Raw genomic sequence first — 22821 nt, 5'->3', positions numbered from 1 at the left:
ATATATTACTTATTTTGTTTTCGTTTCCACATTGGCTTTTTGTACATCTTTAGGGAATTTGGTGGTTTCTAAATTTTTAAAAGATTTAAAAAGAAACTTTTGGTAAAATAAGGTAACCGTAAATTTTATCTCTAAATTTATGATTCGGAAATTTCAATAATAAAAGTAAAGAACCTTTAGTTTTAGAAATCTTAAAACAATAAAAATAATATCTTTATACCAAGCTTCTAAAATAAATAATCAATTGTTATGTCTTCAAAGTTTGTTATTTATATTGTTTTGACCTCCTTATTATTTATCTCATGTAATAGTGATGATGATACTCCCATTGATGAGACAGACGTCACAGATTCTGTTTTGATTGAAATAAACAAGCTAAGAACAACAGGATGTAAATGTGGGACCGATGATATGCCTGCTGTACCTGCATTGGTAAGCAATCCATTATTAACAAAAACAGCAGTCAGTTATGCTAATGATATGAATGCACGTAATTATTTCTCGCATATATCACCAGAAGGGACAAGTCCTATACAAAGAGCCTCTGTCGTTGGTTATACCGGAAAATATGTGGGTGAAGTGATTGCTCGCAATTACAGTACTTCTGCCGAAGTAGTACTAGGCTGGAAAAACAGCGAAGACCATTGTAAAGCTATGATGAGTAATACTTATGTAGAAATGGGTGCTGGAAAATCAAGAAAAATATGGGTTGCAAATTTAGGAAAGTAACTAATTCTTTTCTTGAAGTTGTTATTTAACAATATAACAGAGCATCGACTATCAAATTATCTTCACTACAAATAAGCAAAAAATAGACTTATTCTTACTATAATGAGAATAAGCCTATGTTATCTTTTACAAAATTATATTATTCTCAGTTTTTTATTTTATATATAGTCATTTTTACCATAACTAAAAAATATTTTTAAACTTTAATCAATAATGTCGATTATTTATGAACATAATTTAAAAATACCTTGGTTTTTTAATAAATAAAAGGATAAATATTTAATTATCAATATCTTAGTATAACTAATATCTAACCTTAAAAATTAAAATTTTATGAAAAAACCAATTTTATTTGTAGTATTAAGCCTAATGTTTATGGGATGTGATACAAGCGAGACAAACAATGAGTCAGAAGTTAAAGCTGCATGGTCATCATCTGATCAATATGCTAGTTGGTCAAATGCCGGTTATACTGTTTATAATAACATATGGGGTTCTGGTGCAGGAAGCCAATCCATATGGGCAAATAATTACAGTAATTGGGGTATTTGGGCAAACCATCCCAATACAGCAGGTATTAAATCGTACCCAAATTCAACCAAATATGTAGGTAAAGTGTTAAATACGATCAATACTCTTAGTACCAGCTTTAATGCAACTACGCCAAGTGGAGGAGCCTGGGTTTCGGCTTACGACCTTTGGGATAGCAATAAAGCCAATGAAATAATGCTGTGGTTAAACTACACAGGAAATTCGGACGGTTCAGGAAATGTAAAACCAATTTCTTATAATTATTCATCAACTGGTGCTTCTGTTCCGGTATACACAAACCAAAGCATAGGTGGTCATACCTGGAATGTATTCCGCGGAAATAATGGATCTAATAATGTTTATTCCTTTTTACGCACAACAAAAACCAACAGCGGGACAATAGATGCAAAAGCAATCTATAATTGGATAAAAAATAAAGGATGGTTTGGTAACGTAACTGTTGGAGACATACAATATGGATTTGAAATCTCATCTTGTTATGGCACAAACGGAAATGGCTCAAATTTTACCTGCAATAGTTATTCCGTAACCAGCAATTAGTATTTTTTTGCAAAATAAAAACTGGCTTAATTTAAAGAATTGAGCCAGTTTTTATTTTAAAGCAATTTAAAAGACAATACCAGCATTACCAATTCATATCTATTGATAAGCAGCTTTTTTAACTCTGGCACTCTCAATTTCATAATCCGATTTTAATTCTAAATTTCACTCCATTACATAAAAAGAAGCCCCGTGTGTTAATATTTGCGGTTCTTTTTAATAAAAAATGTCTTTCTATAAGCTTCAAATCAATTATTTAAAACTTATGGGAAGGAAACACAGAATGTGAATTAGTTTCTTTTATTTAACCACGGATTACAGCAATTTAAAGATTGTGTAATTCGTGGTTTTTTAAATTTTATAGACAACTATTACACGAATGCAAAGATATTTTGTTCCTAAAAAGTAGCTAGTTTGACTGTCCTTTTTTGAGGCAGATGAAAATTCACATTCAGGATAATTTATATCTTTGTATCTTATGTCTATTGAAAAACTCCTATCGCATTTTAACAGCTATCTTCCTTTAAACATGGAAGAAACAGATGCTGTAACAAAAAAAGCAAATGAAAGAAAGATTAAGCGCCGACAATTTATTTTACAAGAAGGAGACCGATGCAAACATTATAATTTTATAGTTAGCGGGTGTTTTAAAATGTACAACGTTGACAAGGCCGGAAAAGAGCACAATGTACAATTTGGAGCAGAAAATGCCTGGATTACGGATATGGCAAGCTTCCATTCTGTAGATCCAGCCGATTTTAAAAACCCTAATGCAGGTAAACCAAGCCAGCTGTTTATTGAAGCAATCGAGCCTTCTGTAATTATTCAAATAGAACAAAAAGATTTGGTTTTCCTGTTTGAAAAACATCCCAAGTTCAATAGGATTTTTAGAGTAATTGTCGAAAATAATTTTATCGAACTTCAAAATAGGATATTGCAAAATATTAGCATGACAGCAGAGGAGCGTTATCTTTCCTTTTTAGAACAATATCCAGATCTTTCCAGTAGACTTCCTAATACTCAAATAGCTTCCTTTCTCGGAATTACGCCTGAGTTTCTTAGCAATATTCGAAAAAGCATTGTGGGGTAATTACTTTACTCTTAAACTATCTTAATGTTATTTCTTAAACTTTCTTATTGGCCTGATGTTCTGGCTTGTTTCATCTTTGTTCTACAATTATAAAACAAAGATTATGAAAAAATTATCACAGAAACTCAACTGCCGATATGTCCCCAGGAGGTTGATGTATAAACAATTTTTAGCCGTAGTCTTAATAATCTTAAGCACCGGCTTTCAAACAGCACAAGGACAAATAACAAAAAAAAGAACAGAAGAAAAAATGACACCAGAACAAAACAAACAAGTAGTAATTAAGTTTAATAAAGAATTTTTCGAATCGGGAAACACAGCAATCACAAAAGAACTTTTATCAGACTCATTTACGAATCATACCGCCCCACCAAGTACTCCAAAAGATGCAAGCGTAATGATTAGATTTATAACAGATTTTCATAAAGGTTTTTCTAATATTTCAGTTCGAATTGACGAAGTGTTGGCTGAAGCCGATAAAGTATCCCTGAGAAAAACGATAACTGCGACACACACCGGTGAATTTATGGGGAAAACCGCCACGGGGAAAAAAGTAGAAATGAATGTAATAGAAATAGATATTCTTAAGGATGGAAAAATAACAGACCACTGGAGCAGAAACGATTTTATGCAAGTTGTTCAAGGTTTATAAATTGACTCCGTTATTTTATGCAGCAAGCCAATATCTGGGCAACATGCAGAATGGTGATTCTCTCCCACCCTATCCTCTTCGAATTATTGCACTTTGTTGCATCCTTTAAGGAGGCAGGTTATTCCCCTTAGCTAATTATTTAATCTAAAAGCTTTTATTTTTTGCATTGAAAGATTTTACGGAAGCGTTTGTGATAAATTTGACTATCATTTAGACTTTTAATGATGTTTTTAAACCTTGTTCTGGCTAAGCTAATTGTTTAGATATCTCAAATTTGAGAGATAACTAACTAATAACCCAAAAAATATGAATGAAGACATTTTAAAAACAAAAACTGATTTAGATCCTTCAGAGTACAAAAAAATATTTGGAGATCCATTTTGGAGAAGTCAATGGCAACAAAGTTTTAATAAAACTTTTCAATCTGGATTTTTTGGAGGCTTAAGTATAAAGTTGAAATAGAAAAGATGAAAAAAAAAATATACATAGGATTAGTGAGTCTAATTATTGTATTCCCAATTTATTATTATTGGCAAAACAGGTATGTAGAACTTCGCCCTGTACTTGTAAATGAGGTTTTACATAAACCAATATTACTCTCAGAAACATTTCATAATCAATTATTTAGAATTGCAAAACCAAATGAAATTCCGCCAAATTTTTATAAAAATATAAAGTGGGTTTTGCAAAGAGAACATCAAGAATATATTGTAAAAAATGGATTGATTTATATCAGATATAAATACATGAATGATTACGAAATGATTTGGAACCATACCATCAAAACTAACAACCTAGAATGGTTTAAATCACAAAGAAGGATGGATAGTATTAATGCAAATTACCAAAGCAAAGAAAAATTAGATAGTATTATTAATGGATTTCGTAATTAATACGATTATATATTACAACTAATGCTTACCATTAATAATAAATTGCAGTTCGGTCGAAGTCACTGGGACAAAAGATAAAAATCTTCTTTTGCCCCGTTTTTTTGCCGTAATCTATCATTTACCAAATATGAATTTATTTTAGGATTTATGTAATTGTTTAAGAACATTTTTTTCCAAAATTCCATAAGCAAAATGCTGGAGGTTTATCAGGACAGAAGTGCCTTTACCCACAATATTTCTAAATTTAGGTTTAGCCGTCTGTACTACTTTAAGCACTTTTTCTGCAACCATTGCAGGATCCTCGGCTTGTTCTACCAAAGTGTTTGTAAATTTTTCAATCTTACCTCTCAGTATATTGTAATCTTCAATTTTATTTAAAGTTGTTGATGAGTTATCTAAAATACTTGTTTTAAAAGCAGCAGGTTCAATCATGGCAACACTAATGTTAAACTCATTCAATTCATATCGTAATGCTTTGAAATATCCTTCTAATGCGTGTTTGGAAGCTGCATAGTATGCCGCATTGGGAAACGACACAAGCCCTACAATTGAACCTACGGTTATTATTTTGCCGAATTTTTGTTTTCTAAAATAAGGCAATACAGCATTCGTTACCTTGATGGTTCCCCAAAAGTTAGTTTCCAATTGCTGTCTTCCCAGCTCAATAGGAGTTTCTTCTGCAATACCGGAAACTAAAAAGCCAGCATTATTGATAAGAATATCTAACTGCCCTATTTCCTTGAAAATTCTTTCTGAAAAAGTATTTATGGATTGTTCTGAATCAAGGTCTAATGCTATCATTTTAAAAGGCAGCTCTGATGCGTACTTTTCGGGGTTGCGGCTGGTACCGATTATATTATATCCGCTTTTGTGAAGCTTGTTTGCTATTAACAGGCCAAACCCTGATGAAGCCCCTGTAACTAAAATCGTTTTACTCATAATTACTTGATTTAAAATTTAATTTGTAAATTTGCTTGCAAATTGCAAGTACAAATATATAAACAACTTTCAAAATGCAAGTTGTTTTTTAAAGATATTTTATGAAAACAGATAAAAAAAGATCAGACTGCCCATTGAGTGGTTCTCTTGACGTATTTGGCGACAAGTGGTCATTGCTTATTATCAGGGATTTAATGTTCGGAAATAAATGTACCTATAATGATTTTTTAAAATCGGAAGAAGGTATTGCAACCAACATTTTAGCATCACGACTCAAAGGACTTGAAGAAAATGGCGTAATTGAAAAATCGGCACACCCCGACAGTAAAGCAAAAAATTTGTACAAACTCACACCAAAAGGAATTGACTTATTACCCATAATTATGGAAATTTACATTTGGTCTGACAAATATTACGAAATGCCAGCCGAGCTAAAAGCGACAATCAAAGAAGCTAAAAAAGATAAAGACAAATTTGTAAAACAGGTAAAAAAAGAATTGAGAACCAAAATGACTGAAAAAAAAAACTAATAATTTACCCCTAATCCGCTTATAGAACCGTGTATTTCAAAATTGGGATAGGAATATTTTATTCCGTTACAGCATCAATCTTATCCTTTTTCTTGATTTTCTCAACTCCCCTTTCTCTGATTAGTTCTACTGCATCGAGCATTTTAATGAAATAAATATAGGGCGTCGTCAGGTCAGTTTCGGGATCTCCGGCATGGGGAGACAGGGAAAGCTCTACGATTAGACATAAAAAGAATTCAAATTCTTTAAGCGTTTTTTCTTCAAATGCTTTTTGAAATACAATAAAAGGATTATCGTATTCTTCCTTCGTCAAAGAAGTAAGATGAAAAATGGTTTCAGAGCGCAAAGACTTTTTTACCTTCCATTTTTTGCTTTTCTCCTGCAGGCAGTAACAAACTTTGAGAAAAGAAAAGATAGCCGTATAAAACACAAAAACATCAGAAGGATTGTCCTCTTTGTAAACTTTTGTTTTATAGCTGTAAAGTACCATTTCGGTTAAATTTTGTTTATAATAATCAAGACGCGCAAAGGCAAAAAAGGCTTCAATTGCCTTAAAGGGATTTCCTGCCACAAACCCTTCCCAAAAGTTAGTTTCTAAGGATACTTTATTCTTTTTCATAGTACGGAAGTATAAAATTTTTCAGCGAAAGTCCATTCTTTACAAAGAATAATCTATTCTAAATGCAGATATAATATTCTGACAAAAGGAATGTTTTATGGGATATTTTTTTATCTTTGAAATTCAGGATTTTTAAGCCAAATGGCTTTATCTTTGAGCCTCTAGAAAAATTGATATTCATTATGGAACAGAAAATACATCAGGGAAGAAACGTAAAACGCTTCAGAGAAATGCTTGGCATCAAACAAGAAGCATTGGCTTTTGATCTGGGAAATGACTGGAACCAAAAGAAAATTTCTATGCTGAAGCAAAAAGATGTAATTGAAGATGATATATTAGATCAAATCTCACATGCATTAAAAATTCCTATTGAAGCGTTTCAGAATTTTGATGAGGAACAGGCGGTGAATATTATTTCTAATACGTTTAGCGATAATAGCATTGGGTATCAAAAAAATGACAATCCTATTTTCAATCCTGTTGAGCAGGTACTAAAACTTCACGAAGAAAAAATTTCTTTGTATGAGCGTATGTTGAAGGAGAAAGATGAAATGATGGTGAGGCTTGAAAGATTAATAAATAATCATTTATAATACTTTCAATAACTTATTTAGTTCCACTTCAAACTCATTTTCAGTTGAAGCTTTAATTAAAAATATTTTTCTTCTTGTGTTTAAGAAAAGTACTTTACGCAATTCAGCTATCCTATTTTTGACCATATTGGTTAAATCAGTATTGTAAACAAATAAAAAATCACCTTCTAAACCTTCAGATTGATTAACAAATCTTTCAAAAGAACTCAAACCAACTTTAGAACGAATTAAATATTTACATTCTACATAAAATGTTTTATTTTTATATTCAAATGTTACATCAAAGCCGTAATCGATTTTTTGATTTTCAATTAACTTGACGCCAGGAAAATTCTTTATCACGCTTATCATTTTATTTTCATATGATAGTGCTGAATCTACATGGTTTAATAAATTTTCTGATTGATTAATCTGATTAGCTATTTCTTCATCCTTCTCTTTTTCTTTGATATATCTTAGATAATAGCTTACAATTCCAATCACAACACTGAGAACAGTCAATACTATTGAAACAAAACCGAGTATAAATGCTTTATTTGATTCCTTTTTTTTAGGTTTAATATTTGTACTAGGAATTTGTTTTTTAATATTTTCGATTTCAGCCATTAATTGTTTTCTTTTCAGTAATGGAAGAAATCGGTCTTGCATGAATGATTCTTGAACTTTTATTAAAACTTCATTTGGCTCTAAAGGATAACTTTCGCTTATTTCTAATTCTTTAGCTTTTATCAATATATTAATTTCATTATATGAACAAATTGTGTCAGCAAAAACTAACTCTTTGATTGATTGTTCGAGATTTTTTTGTGCATTTATAATTTTTTCCCTTTGATTTTCTGCAAGCCAATCAGGAACATACCAAACTCCAAAATATAACGATAATAAAATTCCGATTACACTAAAAATGTGCGAGAGATTTTGTACAATCCAATTCAAAAATGCTTTCATATGTGTATTTCATTATTAGCAATAACCTTCTGGCGCTACAGGGGTTTTGGGACTAAGTTAAACCTTATTATTTGGATCTCCCAACTTATTAAGCCAATTTCCTAAATCTGTTGTAGTGTATGTTATTACTAATCTATGGAATTTTATTTGCAATACTCATTAATCGTTTTACTACTTTATTGTCACTAATGTGATATTCGTCGAGTAGTTTAAAATAATTTTGTAAATAGGCCGATTTCTTTGGCCTCGTAAGTATTTTTTTTAATTTCTCATCATTCGTTATTTGAAAATCATAACCATAATTATTTAGGAAAATTATTGTGGTTAAGTGAAAAAGATGAAACCTATCCCACCTTTTTCTATTCTCTAAAGGAGAAAGTTGATCTATAAATTCATACAAAGGTGCTAGGTCATTTAATGTAATTTGTAAGTCTCCAATAAAGACCGCATAAGATTTGACACCGCCAGTATTATCAATTATTACGTCTGGAAAAAGCTCAAAATTGTTTCTGAAAAAATGATCGACTGCATAATTCCCATTTGCATTTGGTCCTTCAATAAAAGTTAAATCACAAAAAATCTGTGGAAATATTTTTAGAAATTTTATAAATTCTAAATCTTCTTTTGTCGCAATAGTAGTATCAAGATATATCATTTCTTTTTGTGTTTGTTTTACCCATGCAAAAAGGACTAATATTCTATATACAAAAGAATGAAAATAGTCTTTTTCAATATCATATCTTCCGTTTGTATCTAACCAATTTTCATTATGGTTTATAGCAAAATTCCAACCGCGATGATTTAAAGTTTCACAGGCATTTATAAGATGAATTTTATTTTTGGCTATAACTTCTTTTATTTTTTTTCTTTGCTCAAATTTATGTTGGGTTTCTAATTTTTTTAATGCGAGTTTGTTCTCGAAATAATTTTTCAAAATATTAGTAATAAAGAACGTGACAACTGAAACCAAAACGCTTATAAGAGCAACTTGTAAAGCATTTAGTGTATAATTTTCAATAATGGTTTTTATTTGAGTTTCCATAATTTATGATTTGGCGAAGCTTTGTCTCTAACGTTCTACTACTACAGCAGGTTTGGGACCAAATTAAGCCCATTATTCGGATTTGCCAAATCTTATCAGTTAATTCATTACCTACCCAAGACAACTCGATCGCGCGGATTTGTAGTCCGTGCTCGCAAAATATATCTTAACAGATTTAAAAAAAGAAAATCCAGTTTTTATTAAATAATAAGAACGGGCACGGAAAGAATTTCCGCGCTATAGTTGCGCATATCTAAGCGATCGGGTCTATTAATCGTAAACAACTTTAGCTTCAGAATAGATTCGGGCTTCTGTTATCTCGTAATCGTATTTAACTTCATTTATTAAATCCTTGTTTTCGTATTCTGGCTTTATAATGAAGTTTATAACGCCTTCAATATTAAAATCCCTGGCAAGTAACTGCCATTTAATTTCCATAGCATAATTTTTTTCAAATGGAGTTAACCAAAATTCAAATGACCTTGAATCTTTTTGCACAAGAGTTTTTTCGTCACAATAAACAATCTTATTTTTATCAATATTTAAAGGGCTTTTTAGATGATAACTGAGATCTTTTTTCCATCCAGAATTAATAATATCTACATATTGAACATTATCATCAAAAAAAATAATTAGCTTCCAATTCTCAATTGGAGAATTTCCTGTATTTATCATATCTATATTTACCAAACAACAAGCTAAGTTCGTTTTTCTAAAACTTGAACCAAAATCGCCCATCATACTCAGTATTCCGAATGAAGATCTTGGATCATGAGGAATAGGCCTTGCTATTTTGTCCCTTATTAAACCTCGTATATATTGAGGTTCTAAAGTTACTTTATTGTTATCTGAACTATTTATGACGACCTTAAAATCATGCTCGTGATTATAACTGATATTATTGAGATAAAAATCCAATATGTTTTTTCTTTTTAAAATTTCATCCGCAATATCTTCCCAACAAAACAATAAAATTTCAAATTGATTATTCTTTAAATGTTTGTCATTTAATAGCCTTACATATTCCTCTATTTTCACATCTTTGTTTGCTGTAGATGCAATTACAAAAATCTGTAAACTGGGTTTAAAATTCTTTGCTCTCTCTACTTCAATATCAATTTCCTTTTCTGTTAACTGTGCATTTGTATAAGAATCTTTTCCTTTGCATTGAATTCCCCAATAATCAGTTTCTCCTTTTGGTATCCCATAAATATCAACCCCGTCTTGCGATTGTCCCGATCTACCATTCTTTTTAATCTTTAAAGGTATTCCTAGAAGATCACCCCATAGATTTTTACATAAATCTTCAAAATCTTGCCAATGTTGTGGCTTGGGTAACTGTTTCTTCATAATAAAAATTTTAATCCAATATTAAGAAAAGTTACGATAATTTCTAATTTTTATTTTAAATTTAAATTTCCATCATTAGTTGCCCATGCTAGTTTTATGGCAAATCTCCCCTCAACAAATCAACAACAACCGATATTCCCCATCATTTTCTATTGGTGCTCTATGAATACAAGGCAGCACTTGCTGTTTTGGATGATCTACAGCCAGACGCCAAAGATGTCCTAAACCTAAATTTATAGGTTCTGCATCTGCATGTAGCTGATAATGCAAATCAAAATAATTTTCCTTCAAAAAATCTTCGAATTCTTCTGTAGGTCCGTCATGCAGTTGTTTTAGCTTTGCCCGGATTTCCGGAATCAGGATTTTTTGTTCTGCCTGCGAATTAGGAATAATATCGCTTGCCGCTCCGTGATAGGTACATAAAAAAGTATCTGTTGCAATGGGCGAGCGATCCACATGAAACGAATATACATCTGTCGATATGAAATCAAATTCATCATCACGATCATAACACTTCAGTAAATTAAGAGCCGGCGAAGCGCCAAAATCAGTTAATAATTGTAAATCATTTAAGATTATTTCTCTTGCTATATTCCCTTTTTCTGAGAGTTGGAGTGCGATGAGATCTTCAGGATAAATTTCTGTTATATTTTGTGTTATATTTTCTTGTAAAGATAATTGGGTCACAATCTCCTTAAAATCGCCATCCAAATCTCTGTACCAGCAAAGCGCATTCATTTCCCCCTTAAAATCAGTATGCACAAGATCAGAAAAAGTAGATACTGTTCCAATTTGGCTGTTGTGCGAAAATGTATTGCTCATAGTATAATAGTAAGAAGCTGGTTGCTTCGTGCAGTACAAAATTATGCAATAGTAAGCAGTTGCAGTATTTTTCACAAAAAAAAAGATCAAACATAAAACGTTTGATCTTTCTAATCTTATCTAAGATACCCTTAATCAGCAATTAGCGATTCTCAAATTCCCTGCGGTTGTAAAAAGCATCATCATTACTGTCATAGTTAGGGTCATTTTCAGGATAATAGGACTTCATAACTCTTCTTTCATATTCCCTGTCAAAATTATGCTGCGTGTTATATCTGCTTGTTCTTCTAAAGGTATCATATCCAATACTGTTGGCCATAACAATTTTGGTGTCTTTATTTATGTTTACCGATCCAATTGGTATGATAATATGGCTGTCTCCTTCTTTGTAGATAAACTCCTTTCCGTTGTCGTTTGCAATAACATCATGCACTTCATTACGGTCATCAAGTAATCCTTTATCTAATTTTACATCCAGATAAACCACTCGCTGCATGTCTTTATTAACCCATAGATTATCAATTTTGCCTATTGTATGGTTTTCGGCATCTACTATCTTCCACCCTCTTACATCAGAATAATTGGAAGCAACTTTATAATCAGATAGCTCGTCCAGCTTGTATAAATTTTTGTCTTTATTTTCCATGATTTTTTTATAATAATTATTATATACTACTTTTCTACCCGGTATAACTGCAGGAAATTAAACCTATATTTTTAAATATCCTTTAATAGCAAAGAAAAAAACAATATTGATCCCCCTGTTTTTCCGGTTATTGTTTTCCTATTGTGCACTTGTAGTGTTTTCGATTTCAACGTTACTTTCACTTTGAGTTTCATTATCACTCGAATACATGTAATATATAAGTGCTGCTATCAACAACACAGCCACAATCCACGGCCATACTGGTCTTTTTTTCTCAATTTTAATTTCTGCCATAACTCATTTTCTTTTGATTATAAAATAGTTTTTAAACACTATTAAAGATACAAACGAGAAAGGAGTGCAAAGTATTTAATTTCAGCAGGATCTTACAAAATTCCCAGTAGTGGATATTGTTTTATTGTAAGAATAAAAAAAACTCTTCTTATAAAAAACTCTTGCAGAAAGTGAAATGGAGATTATGGTTTATAAAAACTGGAGATCAATAAAATTTAACAGATTTTATCAAGCCATTTTACAATACTTTCTGCGGTTTCTTTCCATTGAGGCTCCAATATCAAAAAATGATCTTTGCCCTGTAGTTTTTTGAAACAGGTGATAGAATGAAAGTTTTTGTATTTTTTGTAATTCCAATACATCAATTTAGAAGTAACAAATTTGTCCTCCGCTCCTGCTATAAAAAAAAGAGGAACATGCCGTTTTTTAAAGTTTATGTTTGTGTTTTTTAAAAGCAGATCGCACAAAGCCCTTCGTGATTCAGGAATTATAAAATCTTCAAATTCAATTATCTGTTCTTCTTCCGATGCTGAATTATACAAAATATCCTGCCACTTTTTAAATGTTAGTAAAACAATGCCTTTATCTGAAAAAAAAATATTTGAAAATTGGAGTAGATTTTTATAAAATACAATTTTTTTAAACGATAATCCTGCTGGCGGAAAAGAGCTGATACAAACGCCGGCAGCTGCAAGATCCTGCTGAATAAGCAGCTGAACTAAAAGACCGCCGTAAGAGTGACCAATTAAAATTGGTTTTTCCTGAAGCTGTTCTATAATTTCGGTATAATAGCATAAAAGTTCAGATAAGCTTATGGAATCAATTTTATTACAGATGTTTTCATCCCTTAAATTTTCTGCAGTATCGTTTTTATGGATCCAGGGTGGCGCTACAACTTTGTATCCTTTGCTTTTAAAATACCAAAGCCACTGTTCCCAATAATAATGACTCACAAAAGCCCCCGAAATAAACATAACTGTTTTTGTAGTAATCTGATGCATACACTGTTTTTTTAAGTCTTAAAAAAACCGACAGCCATAATTCTTTTAAAACGGACTTCGGTTCTGTAATGAATTTTCAGAGGGGGTAAATGTGGTATTAGGAGTGAAATATTTGTCCTGGGATTTTGAAGATTAAACAAATTCGATTTGTTTTTATACCATGCGATTTCAGGTTTTTGCTGAGAAAACCTGCGAAAGTGTTTTAATCTTCTAATCCACGGACTTATGCATAATGATATTGAAATATTGTAAAGACTTATTTTACAGAATAAGGAAGTGATAAATTTCCGCTTGCCACTGTATAAACTTTGTAAACGCCAAGCATCGGCTTTGCTCCTTCACCTTCGTGAGAACCTCCGGCACCGGTACTTACTTCCATATAACAGCTCACGGCATCAAACTTGAAACTGGTTTTATTATTGATTCTAAAATCGGGAACAATAACCTTAATGGAATTGCCTTTGGCGACAATATTAAAGCCCGGACTATCCATATACATAGCCATACCGGGATTCGTTGGAGGCAAAACTACTTTTGGGTCTCCTTTTGTAAATTCTTTAACCGAAAGTCCGCCGCCAACACGTTTGTCTTCAACCAACAGCACCCAATGTGCATGCCAGATCAAACCATCATTAAGAAAATTGCCGTCTAAATTTTCATCCCAAAGTGGTGTATCTTCAAAATCAGGGTGCGAGGTCAATGCGAGCGCTACAATTCCTTCCGTTTGGCCAAAACCAATGTCAGAAGATTTTAATGTTGTGGAAAACACATACGCTAACACAGGCGCACCATTGAGCTGTCCAACCGGTTTGGGCATTGTTTTTCCTGCAGTTCCTTCCACCTTAATATCCCAGACAGTCAAACCTAAATCTGCCTTGTGGGTAATTGTTGCTGTTTTTATCTTGAAATCGCTGTTGTTATAAGAGCCACATTTGTCACAGGCTTTTGAAACTCCATAATTTAAAAAGATAAGTACTAAAATGATAATTGATTTTTTCATAATTTATATGGTTTAATGTTACTTATTTAATCAGAAGCCAATTTATGTGCCACGTACAAAATCGCCTGTTAATCATCAATTTGAAGGGTTCATCCCACAATAAGTTGTTATATTTCCCAAATCAAATTTTGTTTTAATGAAATTTCACCAAAAAATTATAAACGTTCGTACCAGTCTAAAATAAAATCTGCAACAATTTCCCATCCTTTTTCTCCGCAGATGAAATGGCTTTTTCCCTGAAAAATTTTCAGATCGACGCGACTGTTTTTATCTTTGTATTTTTTAGCCAAAGTTGTTGTAAGAGACGCAGGAAAAATATTGTCGCTTCCCCCGCCAATAAATAAAATGGGCTCGTGCGGTTTTTTAAAATCAATGTTAGAAAAAGAGTTCAGTACCAGTTCACGGCTTACTTTAAAACTCTCTGGTACTGCGTAAGTAGCAAATGCATTTGCTTTTTCGCTTTCTGACTGCAGGGTATTAAAAAAACTTTTATTGTACCATTCACGGCTGCCCATATAGTAGTCTTTGCCGGAGAAAAAGCCAAACGCAGGCAATACAGTTTTTAAGGTTTGAAACGGAGGAAATACATTTTTCGGCGGCGCTCCGTCAATACTTACCGCGGCGGCGGCTTTTCCTAATTCCAACAGTTTCATTACAGCCATTCCCGCCATAGAATGCCCAATAATTAATGGCTTTTCCGGCAGACTGTCGATGAGTTTGGCGATGTTGCCAACCACATCTGTAAATCCTGTTTTCGTAAGCTCCGGATGAACCTGATTTCTTAAATCTGCAGGATTGCCCTGATGTCCCGGATTAGCTGGCGTATAAACTGTATACCCCTTTTTTTCATAATGGCTTTTCCAATTTGCCCAGCTTAAATCATTCACAAAGTTTCCATGTATCAGAATTATGGATTTTGATTTTGTCATAATATTTAAATTTTTAGTGATGAATAAAGTGCAGCTTACTGCTTTTGAGTTTTTAAATCAGTAAATCTTAACTTAATTGCTTAACATTTAAAACTATAGCAATCTTTAAGCCTGAACAACAAATAGCACATTATCAGTAGTTTATAAAGAAATCATTTTGTTTAATTACTAAATTTCGTTAATCGTAAATATTTTTTTACGATATTTAAATAATTAGTGTTTTTAGAAGTGGCACGAAGAATTATTTCTCTGTTATAATGCTTAACCGGAAAAAAATCCAATCGTTCCTAAATTTTCAAAGTGTTAAATATTACGTTTTGTTTCTATAAGTCCCGTACTTGCACCAAATATATTTTTCTGATTTTCTGAAATCATGGTATGAGGATATCCAAGATCAAAATCACTGAGTTTATTAAGAAGTTCAATTTCCTGTTCAGAAAGTGTTACAGCTAATGAATTTAAATTATCTACAAGTTGCTGTTCGTTGCGTGGACCTAATATTGTAACGGTCGAAAGTCCAGTATTGTCGTGTTTTTGTCTTAGCCAGGCCAATGCTATGTCTAATATTTTGGCTTCTTTTTCATTGGCGATGCTTTCCAGGGCATTTAAAATTTCAGTTTCCCTGTTTCCTGTTTCGCCTTTTAATAATGCACCGCCCCAAGCCTGCTGTCTTGATGGTTCATTTTGAAGATTTGAACGGTATTTTCCGGTAAGAGTTCCACCGGCAAGAGGTGACCAGAAAGCTGCTCCCAGACCCAATGATTCTGCCATAGGCAATAATTCACGATCGGCTCCTCTTTCAATAAGGTTATATTCTATTTGTATTCCGGCTACCGGAGCCCAGCCTCGAAGATCTGCCAGAAGTGCAGCATTTGCAATTTTCCACGCAGGAAAATTTGAAAATCCGGTATATAATATTTTTCCCTGACGTACCAAATCATCCATGGCTCTCATGATTTCTTCAATTGGAGTTTGTCCGTCTGCAAGATGCGCCCAGTAAATATCTAAATAATCAGTATCCAGTCGTTTTAAACTCTGTTCTACAGAATGGATAATATTTTTTCTGCTGTTTCCTGTAGTCAATAATGTAGATCCACCGGTTGAGAATTTAGAGGAAAGTATTAAATCGTGACGTTTCTCTTTAATAAGATTTCCAAGAATTTCTTCAGACTGCCCTACCTGATAACCATCGGCTGTATCAATAAAATTACCTCCAGCTTCAACATATTTATTAAAAATATTTTTTGAGGTTTCCTCATCTGAACCGTGTCCCCAACGTGTTCCAAAGTTTCCTGTTCCCAATGCCAGTTCCGAAACTCTAAGTCCGGTTTTCTGTCCAAAAATTTTGTATTTCATAATATAAAAGTTTAAAAATTAATTTTGTACTATTTAGTACAAAATTGGTTAAAAAAAAGTTATTCGATCATTTCAAGATTAAATTTTATAAGGGCAGCCAATGAAGCATCATCCATGTTCATGCGTCTGGTAACATTAATTCCGTTCCATAAATTAAGAAGATGGCTTCCTATAAGCTCTGCACTTTTATCTGTTTTTATAATGCCTTTATTTTTACTGTTTTGAATAACATCAGCAAATATTTTTTCAAGTTCAAAAAGTAGTTTGGCAATTATCTTTCCAGTGTATTCATCTTTTGCAGCCATTTCTACCAAAGCATTTCCCATGAAACATCCTTTTGCTTTGTTTATGTTTTCACTATCTGCAAGCTCCATAAAAAATGATTTTAAATATTCAAATGGATTTTCACTTTCTGCTATTTCTTTTCGCAATCCTGAAAGTAAATTAGCCGCAAACTGATGCAGTGATTTTTCGTAAAGTTCTTTTTTTCCTCCTTTAAAAAAAAGGTAAAAACTTCCTTTCCCAATTCCCATAGCTTTCAAAAGTTCTTCGGCAGATGCAGCTTCATAACCCTTTTCCCAAAAGATTTGAGTCGCTTTTGAAATCACTTCCTGTTCGTCGAATATTTTAGGTCTACCAGCCATTTTGAATTATTTATAGGACAAAGATATAATAATGTACCATTCGGTACAAAATACACTTATAACTTTAACACAAAATTAACTACTGCAAAATAAAGGTGATCGCAGTTAGCCATTCATTCACCTTTATTCTACTATAAATTATTTCGAAGAGTATTTTATAAACTGACTGATATAATTTGCAGTAAGTTCAGGATATTGGTGATGAGGTCCATGTCCCGATTTTGGGTACACCACTATCTGTGCATTTTGAAACTTACCCGAAAGCTTGTACCAGTTCTCTGCCGGAACGCTCGGATCATGATCTCCGCAGATAATCAAAATTGGAGTTTTAGTTTGCAGGAGCTGTTCCCTCCTATTTAGATCGTCTTTATATTTAGTATGCCCGGCAAAAAACAACTCAAATTCAGGCATTGTTGACGGAATTTTGGAAACAACATCTGGTCTGGCGTAAATTCTTTCGCGAGATGCTTTAGCCCTTTCTTTGCTGAATTCTGATGCAGGTTCAAAGAATAGAATTTCTTCATCCTCCAAAGTATTAATTTCTTTAATAGCTCTTTCTACCCATATTTCTTCAATCGGTTCGCTGTCATGTGTTCCTGCGGGAGCAGTACCTACCAGAAAACCGTGGGTTACAATTTCAGGATATTCCAACAAAGTGGTCTGAGTTGCATATCCTCCCCAAGACCAGCCAAGCATAGCAAATTTATCTACTTTAATGGCAGTCGTGAATTTTTTCACATAATCTGCAACAATCTCCATACTATTGGGTAAAATACCTGATGAATAGCCTGTACCCGGGTAATCAAATGTTATTACGGTATGGAATTTCGCAAGTTCGTCCAAAAATAAGGGATCCCATGTATCTAATGTACCTCTCATTCGATTAGCCAGAACAATAGGGCTTCCGTTTCCAAAAGCACGGTATGCAATTTGATCTCCATTAACTTCTACATACTTTGTTTCTGCTCCGGCGGCAGTTGCATTTTCACTACTTGATTTCATAACTTCTTTTTTTAATTGATTTTCTACATTTTATTTGTTTGTACTATACAGAATTTCCAATTGTTGTGCCACGCCAAAATGTGTTATTTAATAAGTAGTTTATGAAATGTTGCGAATTGAATTTGGGATATTTCATAAATGTGTTTCGAAATATCCAAAAATTAGGTTTCTTTCCGGAAACAAAAAAAATCTCTAAAGCTATATAACTTTAGAGATTTATATTGTTGGGATTAATTCATTATAGAATAAAAAACCAGCCATGGTAAAAGGCATTAATTAGTGCAACAAATTTTCTAATTTAGTTTTTAATGTATCATCATTTTGATGCCCGAAATACACTCCTAATGTATTATAATTGTCATCGAAAATAATAAATGATGGAGTTCCCTGTAACTGATTAAGCGTAAATGTTTCTGCTAATACAGGTAACTGTGCGTAATATGACTTTATTTTCCCTAATAAATTTTCTTTTTCTTTCTCTGAAAAGTTTGCAAAATCGGGAATGATATTGCAAATGAGTTCAATCTTATTTGAATTAATTAATTCTTCAGAAGTTGTAATAGTATCAAAAGCTATTGGAAATTTCGGAATATCTAAATAATTAGAAAGACCAAAATTTGCGTTGTAATACTTTTTGGTTTCTCCAACCAATGTACCGTTTTCTAATAATAGCTTTAAGTTGGCTTCGTTATTATATTCAAAGTCCTCAAAAGCTGTAGCGACTCCAATAAAGCCAACGTTATCCTTAAATAATTTATAAAGATCATTCATCATAGGAAAGCCATATATAAAACAACCCGGACAATTTACCTGAAATACAAACGCTATGTTTACCTTATTTACTTTGAATTTTCCCTGAAGTAATTCCTGAGTATTGAGATGAAATTTTGACATTGATGAAATTAATTATTTTAAACATTCTAATTACAGCACAAAAGTAGTTAGGATTACTAACTTGTTACTAGTCCAGTTTTTGCATTAATTCCTGTTTTCTGGTTTTTAATCATCTGCAATTTATTGAGTTAGCTTTCTTTTAAATCAAATAACAATAATCAAGCAAGCAAAATATATTTTTTAAAATATGCGCTAATCTCAAAACTATATCGTAATATTGCAATATAGATATAAAACAATGGGAGCTACAAAAACAGATCATTTTACAGCCAATCAAAACGAACTTGCGGTTTTAGCTAAGGCTTTGGGTCATCCTGCACGAATCGCCATTATGGAATATTTACTAAAAGTAGATGCCTGTATCTGCGGAGATATAGTTAATGAATTACCGCTATCTCAGCCAACAGTATCGCAACATCTTAAGGAACTTAAAAGTGCAGGCTTAATAAAAGGCAGCATTGAAGGCAACTCTATTTGCTACTGCATTAATGAACCGGGATTAGAAAAAATAAAAGGATTTTTTGAACACATCAGCGCTCATTTAGAAAAAAAGAGAAACGAGTGCTGTTAAATTTATACATTATGAAACTTTCAGAAATTAAAGAAGTATTAAAAACAGTGGAGGCTGTAAATTTTGAATTGCCTAATGGGAATTTTGTTCCGGAATATTTCCATGTTACAGAAGTTGGTTTAATCACAAAAAACTTCATTGACTGCGGAGGAATAGTAAGAAAAGAAACTGTTGTAAACTTTCAGCTTTGGAATGCCAATGATTACGAACATAGACTTAAACCACAAAAACTGATTCATATCATTGAACTTTCAGAAAAGGTTCTGGGTATCGAAGATTATGAAATTGAAGTTGAATATCAAGATACTACAATTGGTAAATATGATTTAGGTTTTAATGGTAAAAATTTCATTCTGCTTAATAAACAAACTGCCTGTCTTGCTCAGGAACAGTGCGGGATACCAACAGATAAACCAAAGATAAAATTATCACAGTTAAATGCTGACAGCTCAAATTCATGCGCACCCGGATCAGGTTGTTGTTGATTTTTAAATAACCATTAAAAATCTATTATAATTACCAGACAAACTATGTTATTTACCGAAATTAAGAATACCACTAATTCATTTGATTTTAATCAGATCCCGGAGGAACGCAAAACGATACTGCAGTCTTTGGTTAATTATATTCAGAATAAAGTCGATAATAAACAGCCGATACGACTAAATTTAATCTGTACGCACAATTCGAGAAGAAGCCATTTGTCTCAGGTTTGGGCGCAGACCGCAGCTGCCAATTATAACATACAAAATGTTTCCTGTTATTCGGGAGGTACAGAAGCTACTGCCCTGTTTCCGATGGTAGCCGAAACGCTGCAATATTCAGGATTTAAGGTTAAGGTTATTTCAGAAGGACAAAATCCTGTTTATTCCATAAAGTTTGCATCGAATGAACTCCCGGTGATCGGCTTTTCTAAAACCTATGATGATGATTTTAATCCTCAGAGTGAATTTGTTGCCATAATGACCTGTTCGCAGGCAGATGGAGGCTGTCCTTTTATTGAAGGTGCCGAAAAACGTATTCCAATAACTTTTGAAGATCCAAAGGTATCAGATGGCACTCCAAAACAAAAAAAGGTATACCTGGAGCGCAGTCTTCAAATTGGAACGGAAATGTTTTATGTATTCTCACAAATCAAACAATAAAATAATTGATCCTATATAAAATAAAAAAAAGAGCTAATTAGCTCTTTCTCTTTATATATTGTTTCTTAGTATTGTAATGTCTTGTGTTTAATTAATAATACATATAAAGCATTATTTTCGAATTTGAACTCTCTATAACTTTTTCAAGTCTTTTAAAAAATACTTCACTTACCATCGGGCAGCCATGGCTGTTTATAATATAATATTCTTTTTCGTCATCAGGAACTTCTTTATAACGATGCAATACGATAGCTCTTTTCAAGGCATTGCTATTAGTTTCATCAAGACCGTTAAGTCTGAAAGCTTTGCCAAAAACACCGGTATATGATTTCTCAATAGAATATCGGCCTAGCGAAGAGCAGTTAGAATTTGGTGTATTGCTAAATTGCAAAATATCGCCTTTTATTCCTGTTTCTGATCCTGAACCATGTGCAACAAGCCCCTGGTCAATTATCTGATCATTCTCAAGATCATAAACAAAAAAACGATTTTTTCCTGATTTGATTTTCATATCTACAAGAAAAGCAATTTTCTTGCTGTAAGTGCGGTTTGCAGAAGTAAAAGATTTGATCTCGCTTACATGATTTGTAAGTCGTGCGAATTCAACTTCAGATAACATTTCTTTTTTATCCGTTACATTGTAGGTAGTAAAAGAACTCAAAGAAAGAAGCAGTGCCATAAAAAATATTCTCATACGCAACAGTAAATTTTAAGTTAAACAGCAGATTGGGATTGCCTTATCATAAATTATTTTTACCAATATTATGATGTTGCAAATTTATCAACAATTTTTACACAATTCCCATGTTTCATAAGTTAAATATATTATAAATATTTGATAACATGAACTTTATCATTGTTTTTTTTCAAAATTCACTCTTTTTTTTTTAAACATGAGCTAAATAAGTAGGAATTTAAGGTGTTTTTTAAATAGAACAAAATAAAAAGTCTCATTCGCCGCGGCGAATGAGACTTTTAATTAAGAGGGATATAAATCTTAATTTTTTAACGCCAACCCAGTTCCGGGGCGATGTATTTTAGTATAGACGACAATATATGTACGTTGTAATCAACACCCAAGGTATTTGGAATGGTTAGCAGTATTGTATCCGCTTCCTGAATAGCCTCGTCCTGAGCCAGTTCAGCAATTAGCTTTTCTGGTTCCGCTGCATAACTTTTTCCAAAGATTGCTCGTTTATCTCTTTCAATATTACCAAAACTGTCCGAACCCTTAGCCTGATTTCCAAAGTAATACTTATCCTGATCGTTTACCAATGCAAAAATAGAACGGCTTACCGAAACTCTTGGCTGGTGTTCGTGTCCTGCATTTTTCCACGCTTCTTTATACAACCTGATTTGTTCTGCCTGTTGGATATGGAAGGGTTTACCATTTTCGTCGTACTTTAGGGTAGAACTTTGCAGATGCATCCCCTTTTCGGCTGCCCAGATAGCTGTGGCATTTGATGCCGCTCCCCACCAGATACGATCTCTCAATCCTTCTGAATGTGGTTCTAAACGTAACAAACCCGGCGGATTTGGAAACATAGGATACGGGTTGGGTTCTGCAAATCCCTCACCTTTAAGACCATCCAAAAACTCTAAAGCCTTTCTGCGTCCCATATCAGCATCAGTTTCACCTTCCAGAGGTTCATAACCAAAAGAGCGCCAGCCGTCAATGACCTGCTCCGGCGATCCTCTGCTGATTCCTAATTGTAAACGTCCACCTGAAATTAAGTCTGCAGCACTGGCATCTTCCACCATATAGAGCGGATTCTCGTATCGCATATCAATCACGCCTGTTCCAATCTCAATTTGGCTCGTTTTAGCACCGATAGCCGAAAGTAATGGAAAAGGAGATGCAAGCTGTGTTGCAAAATGATGAACACGGAAATAAGCACCGTCTAAACCAATTTCTTCTGCAGCAACAGCCAAATCAATCGACTGAAGCAGCGTATCAGCCGCTGTACGAGTTTGATAGGATGGATGATTGGCCCAATGCCCAAACGATAAAAATCCTATTTTTTTCATAGATCCTATTAT

General features: G+C 33.0%; 28 protein-coding genes. 11 read left to right on the top strand and 17 right to left on the bottom strand.

Translation table 11 applies throughout. The features are described 5' to 3' along the window. The first annotated feature begins 249 nt into the window (after window positions 1-249). From SD960_RS00805 to SD960_RS00780, 6 genes are all read left to right on the top strand, one after another. Window positions 250-729, top strand: a complete 480-nt coding sequence (locus SD960_RS00805) for a CAP domain-containing protein (protein ID WP_318800298.1) — start codon at window positions 250-252, stop codon at window positions 727-729. A 333-nt stretch (window positions 730-1062) separates the two neighbouring features. Beyond that, window positions 1063-1821, top strand: coding sequence for a GH12 family glycosyl hydrolase domain-containing protein (locus SD960_RS00800; protein WP_318800297.1), 759 nt, complete (start codon window positions 1063-1065; stop codon window positions 1819-1821). A 529-nt stretch (window positions 1822-2350) separates the two neighbouring features. After that, window positions 2351-2911 (top strand): Crp/Fnr family transcriptional regulator, encoded by a 561-nt coding sequence (locus SD960_RS00795; RefSeq protein WP_318800296.1) that lies wholly within the window; start codon window positions 2351-2353, stop codon window positions 2909-2911. Between the two features lie 103 nt (window positions 2912-3014). Then, on the top strand, window positions 3015-3563 hold the full coding sequence (locus tag SD960_RS00790) for an ester cyclase (protein ID WP_318800295.1): 549 nt from the start codon (window positions 3015-3017) through the stop codon (window positions 3561-3563). 306 nt (window positions 3564-3869) lie between these two features. Beyond that, complete coding sequence (locus SD960_RS00785) at window positions 3870-4025, top strand: hypothetical protein (RefSeq protein ID WP_318800294.1); 156 nt, start codon at window positions 3870-3872, stop codon at window positions 4023-4025. A gap of 5 nt (window positions 4026-4030) precedes the next feature. Next, window positions 4031-4456, top strand: coding sequence for a hypothetical protein (locus SD960_RS00780; protein ID WP_318800293.1), 426 nt, complete (start codon window positions 4031-4033; stop codon window positions 4454-4456). Between the two features lie 138 nt (window positions 4457-4594). On the opposite strand, the gene SD960_RS00775 is transcribed toward SD960_RS00780, so the two are convergent. Next, a complete protein-coding gene (locus SD960_RS00775) occupies window positions 4595-5395 on the bottom strand; it encodes an SDR family oxidoreductase (RefSeq protein ID WP_318800292.1) in 801 nt (266 codons plus the stop codon). Between the two features lie 101 nt (window positions 5396-5496). Here SD960_RS00775 and SD960_RS00770 point away from each other — a divergent pair, with 101 nt between their 5' ends. After that, window positions 5497-5925, top strand: a complete 429-nt coding sequence (locus tag SD960_RS00770; protein ID WP_318800291.1) for a helix-turn-helix domain-containing protein — start codon at window positions 5497-5499, stop codon at window positions 5923-5925. A gap of 58 nt (window positions 5926-5983) precedes the next feature. On the opposite strand, the gene SD960_RS00765 is transcribed toward SD960_RS00770, so the two are convergent. After that, on the bottom strand, window positions 5984-6544 hold the full coding sequence (locus tag SD960_RS00765) for a hypothetical protein (protein WP_318800290.1): 561 nt from the start codon (window positions 6542-6544) through the stop codon (window positions 5984-5986). 182 nt (window positions 6545-6726) lie between these two features. Here SD960_RS00765 and SD960_RS00760 point away from each other — a divergent pair, with 182 nt between their 5' ends. Then, on the top strand, window positions 6727-7137 hold the full coding sequence (locus tag SD960_RS00760) for a helix-turn-helix transcriptional regulator (RefSeq protein ID WP_318800289.1): 411 nt from the start codon (window positions 6727-6729) through the stop codon (window positions 7135-7137). Here the strand turns inward: SD960_RS00760 and SD960_RS00755 are convergent. The 13 genes from SD960_RS00755 to SD960_RS00695 form a co-directional block, all read right to left on the bottom strand. Beyond that, a complete protein-coding gene (locus SD960_RS00755; RefSeq protein ID WP_318800288.1) occupies window positions 7132-8085 on the bottom strand; it encodes a hypothetical protein in 954 nt (317 codons plus the stop codon). The genes SD960_RS00760 and SD960_RS00755 overlap by 6 nt on opposite strands. 133 nt (window positions 8086-8218) lie before the next feature. Beyond that, entirely contained in the window at window positions 8219-9127 is a 909-nt protein-coding gene (locus SD960_RS00750) for a hypothetical protein (RefSeq protein WP_318800287.1), read from the bottom strand. A 270-nt stretch (window positions 9128-9397) separates the two neighbouring features. Then, the gene (locus tag SD960_RS00745; RefSeq protein WP_318800285.1) at window positions 9398-10477 is read right to left on the bottom strand and encodes a hypothetical protein; all 1080 of its coding nucleotides are present in this window, start codon (window positions 10475-10477) and stop codon (window positions 9398-9400) included. A gap of 111 nt (window positions 10478-10588) precedes the next feature. Further along, the gene (locus SD960_RS00740) at window positions 10589-11299 is read right to left on the bottom strand and encodes a DUF1826 domain-containing protein (RefSeq protein WP_318800284.1); all 711 of its coding nucleotides are present in this window, start codon (window positions 11297-11299) and stop codon (window positions 10589-10591) included. A 142-nt stretch (window positions 11300-11441) separates the two neighbouring features. Continuing rightward, entirely contained in the window at window positions 11442-11945 is a 504-nt protein-coding gene (locus SD960_RS00735) for a PRC-barrel domain-containing protein (protein ID WP_318800283.1), read from the bottom strand. A gap of 138 nt (window positions 11946-12083) precedes the next feature. Continuing rightward, entirely contained in the window at window positions 12084-12239 is a 156-nt protein-coding gene (locus tag SD960_RS00730; protein WP_318800281.1) for a hypothetical protein, read from the bottom strand. Window positions 12240-12454: 215 nt separating this feature from the next. Further along, entirely contained in the window at window positions 12455-13240 is a 786-nt protein-coding gene (locus SD960_RS00725) for an alpha/beta hydrolase (protein ID WP_318800280.1), read from the bottom strand. Window positions 13241-13496: 256 nt separating this feature from the next. Further along, window positions 13497-14240, bottom strand: a complete 744-nt coding sequence (locus SD960_RS00720) for a hypothetical protein (RefSeq protein WP_318800279.1) — start codon at window positions 14238-14240, stop codon at window positions 13497-13499. 155 nt (window positions 14241-14395) lie between these two features. Further along, the gene (locus tag SD960_RS00715; protein ID WP_318800278.1) at window positions 14396-15169 is read right to left on the bottom strand and encodes an alpha/beta hydrolase; all 774 of its coding nucleotides are present in this window, start codon (window positions 15167-15169) and stop codon (window positions 14396-14398) included. Window positions 15170-15472: 303 nt separating this feature from the next. Next, window positions 15473-16525, bottom strand: coding sequence for an aldo/keto reductase (locus SD960_RS00710; protein ID WP_318800277.1), 1053 nt, complete (start codon window positions 16523-16525; stop codon window positions 15473-15475). A gap of 59 nt (window positions 16526-16584) precedes the next feature. After that, entirely contained in the window at window positions 16585-17169 is a 585-nt protein-coding gene (locus SD960_RS00705) for a TetR/AcrR family transcriptional regulator (protein ID WP_318800276.1), read from the bottom strand. 138 nt (window positions 17170-17307) lie between these two features. Further along, window positions 17308-18171, bottom strand: a complete 864-nt coding sequence (locus SD960_RS00700; protein ID WP_318800275.1) for an alpha/beta hydrolase — start codon at window positions 18169-18171, stop codon at window positions 17308-17310. Between the two features lie 276 nt (window positions 18172-18447). Continuing rightward, window positions 18448-19065: a hypothetical protein gene (locus SD960_RS00695; protein WP_318800274.1), complete on the bottom strand. Its 618-nt coding sequence runs from the start codon at window positions 19063-19065 to the stop codon at window positions 18448-18450. Between the two features lie 238 nt (window positions 19066-19303). Between SD960_RS00695 and SD960_RS00690 the strand changes: the two genes are divergently transcribed. The 3 genes from SD960_RS00690 to SD960_RS00680 are packed head-to-tail and all read left to right on the top strand — an operon-like array spanning window position 19304 to window position 20781. Then, entirely contained in the window at window positions 19304-19636 is a 333-nt protein-coding gene (locus tag SD960_RS00690; protein WP_318800273.1) for a metalloregulator ArsR/SmtB family transcription factor, read from the top strand. An 11-nt stretch (window positions 19637-19647) separates the two neighbouring features. Beyond that, on the top strand, window positions 19648-20121 hold the full coding sequence (locus tag SD960_RS00685; protein WP_318800272.1) for a DUF6428 family protein: 474 nt from the start codon (window positions 19648-19650) through the stop codon (window positions 20119-20121). Window positions 20122-20166: 45 nt separating this feature from the next. Further along, window positions 20167-20781 carry a protein-tyrosine-phosphatase gene (locus SD960_RS00680; protein ID WP_318800270.1) on the top strand — a complete coding sequence of 205 codons (615 nt, stop codon included), beginning with the start codon at window positions 20167-20169 and terminating at the stop codon, window positions 20779-20781. Between the two features lie 91 nt (window positions 20782-20872). Here SD960_RS00680 and SD960_RS00675 read toward each other — a convergent pair whose 3' ends face one another. Continuing rightward, window positions 20873-21475: a murein L,D-transpeptidase catalytic domain-containing protein gene (locus SD960_RS00675; RefSeq protein ID WP_318800268.1), complete on the bottom strand. Its 603-nt coding sequence runs from the start codon at window positions 21473-21475 to the stop codon at window positions 20873-20875. A 311-nt stretch (window positions 21476-21786) separates the two neighbouring features. Next, window positions 21787-22809: an LLM class flavin-dependent oxidoreductase gene (locus SD960_RS00670; protein WP_318800266.1), complete on the bottom strand. Its 1023-nt coding sequence runs from the start codon at window positions 22807-22809 to the stop codon at window positions 21787-21789. Between the last annotated feature and the right edge of the window lie 12 nt (window positions 22810-22821).

The sequence above is a fragment of the Flavobacterium sp. MMLR14_040 genome (assembly GCF_033657265.1).
Classification (GTDB): domain Bacteria; phylum Bacteroidota; class Bacteroidia; order Flavobacteriales; family Flavobacteriaceae; genus Flavobacterium.
The sequence above is the reverse complement of the archived record's forward strand: the minus strand, read 5'-3'. Positions and strand labels throughout refer to the sequence as shown.

Coding starts and splice junctions, on each gene's coding strand:
- SD960_RS00690 (WP_318800273.1), top strand. CDS start 19,304: ATGGGAGCTACAAAAACAGATCATTTTACAGCCAATCAAAACGAACTT.
- SD960_RS00710 (WP_318800277.1), bottom strand. CDS start 16,525: ATGAAATACAAAATTTTTGGACAGAAAACCGGACTTAGAGTTTCGGAA.
- SD960_RS00785 (WP_318800294.1), top strand. CDS start 3,870: ATGAATGAAGACATTTTAAAAACAAAAACTGATTTAGATCCTTCAGAG.
- SD960_RS00730 (WP_318800281.1), bottom strand. CDS start 12,239: ATGGCAGAAATTAAAATTGAGAAAAAAAGACCAGTATGGCCGTGGATT.
- SD960_RS00680 (WP_318800270.1), top strand. CDS start 20,167: ATGTTATTTACCGAAATTAAGAATACCACTAATTCATTTGATTTTAAT.
- SD960_RS00760 (WP_318800289.1), top strand. CDS start 6,727: ATGGAACAGAAAATACATCAGGGAAGAAACGTAAAACGCTTCAGAGAA.
- SD960_RS00700 (WP_318800275.1), bottom strand. CDS start 18,171: ATGAAATCAAGTAGTGAAAATGCAACTGCCGCCGGAGCAGAAACAAAG.
- SD960_RS00675 (WP_318800268.1), bottom strand. CDS start 21,475: ATGAGAATATTTTTTATGGCACTGCTTCTTTCTTTGAGTTCTTTTACT.
- SD960_RS00705 (WP_318800276.1), bottom strand. CDS start 17,169: ATGGCTGGTAGACCTAAAATATTCGACGAACAGGAAGTGATTTCAAAA.
- SD960_RS00715 (WP_318800278.1), bottom strand. CDS start 15,169: ATGACAAAATCAAAATCCATAATTCTGATACATGGAAACTTTGTGAAT.
- SD960_RS00780 (WP_318800293.1), top strand. CDS start 4,031: ATGAAAAAAAAAATATACATAGGATTAGTGAGTCTAATTATTGTATTC.
- SD960_RS00740 (WP_318800284.1), bottom strand. CDS start 11,299: ATGAGCAATACATTTTCGCACAACAGCCAAATTGGAACAGTATCTACT.
- SD960_RS00800 (WP_318800297.1), top strand. CDS start 1,063: ATGAAAAAACCAATTTTATTTGTAGTATTAAGCCTAATGTTTATGGGA.
- SD960_RS00805 (WP_318800298.1), top strand. CDS start 250: ATGTCTTCAAAGTTTGTTATTTATATTGTTTTGACCTCCTTATTATTT.
- SD960_RS00750 (WP_318800287.1), bottom strand. CDS start 9,127: ATGGAAACTCAAATAAAAACCATTATTGAAAATTATACACTAAATGCT.
- SD960_RS00685 (WP_318800272.1), top strand. CDS start 19,648: ATGAAACTTTCAGAAATTAAAGAAGTATTAAAAACAGTGGAGGCTGTA.
- SD960_RS00735 (WP_318800283.1), bottom strand. CDS start 11,945: ATGGAAAATAAAGACAAAAATTTATACAAGCTGGACGAGCTATCTGAT.
- SD960_RS00765 (WP_318800290.1), bottom strand. CDS start 6,544: ATGAAAAAGAATAAAGTATCCTTAGAAACTAACTTTTGGGAAGGGTTT.
- SD960_RS00695 (WP_318800274.1), bottom strand. CDS start 19,065: ATGTCAAAATTTCATCTCAATACTCAGGAATTACTTCAGGGAAAATTC.
- SD960_RS00755 (WP_318800288.1), bottom strand. CDS start 8,085: ATGAAAGCATTTTTGAATTGGATTGTACAAAATCTCTCGCACATTTTT.
- SD960_RS00790 (WP_318800295.1), top strand. CDS start 3,015: ATGAAAAAATTATCACAGAAACTCAACTGCCGATATGTCCCCAGGAGG.
- SD960_RS00725 (WP_318800280.1), bottom strand. CDS start 13,240: ATGCATCAGATTACTACAAAAACAGTTATGTTTATTTCGGGGGCTTTT.
- SD960_RS00775 (WP_318800292.1), bottom strand. CDS start 5,395: ATGAGTAAAACGATTTTAGTTACAGGGGCTTCATCAGGGTTTGGCCTG.
- SD960_RS00795 (WP_318800296.1), top strand. CDS start 2,351: ATGGAAGAAACAGATGCTGTAACAAAAAAAGCAAATGAAAGAAAGATT.
- SD960_RS00770 (WP_318800291.1), top strand. CDS start 5,497: ATGAAAACAGATAAAAAAAGATCAGACTGCCCATTGAGTGGTTCTCTT.
- SD960_RS00670 (WP_318800266.1), bottom strand. CDS start 22,809: ATGAAAAAAATAGGATTTTTATCGTTTGGGCATTGGGCCAATCATCCA.
- SD960_RS00720 (WP_318800279.1), bottom strand. CDS start 14,240: ATGAAAAAATCAATTATCATTTTAGTACTTATCTTTTTAAATTATGGA.
- SD960_RS00745 (WP_318800285.1), bottom strand. CDS start 10,477: ATGAAGAAACAGTTACCCAAGCCACAACATTGGCAAGATTTTGAAGAT.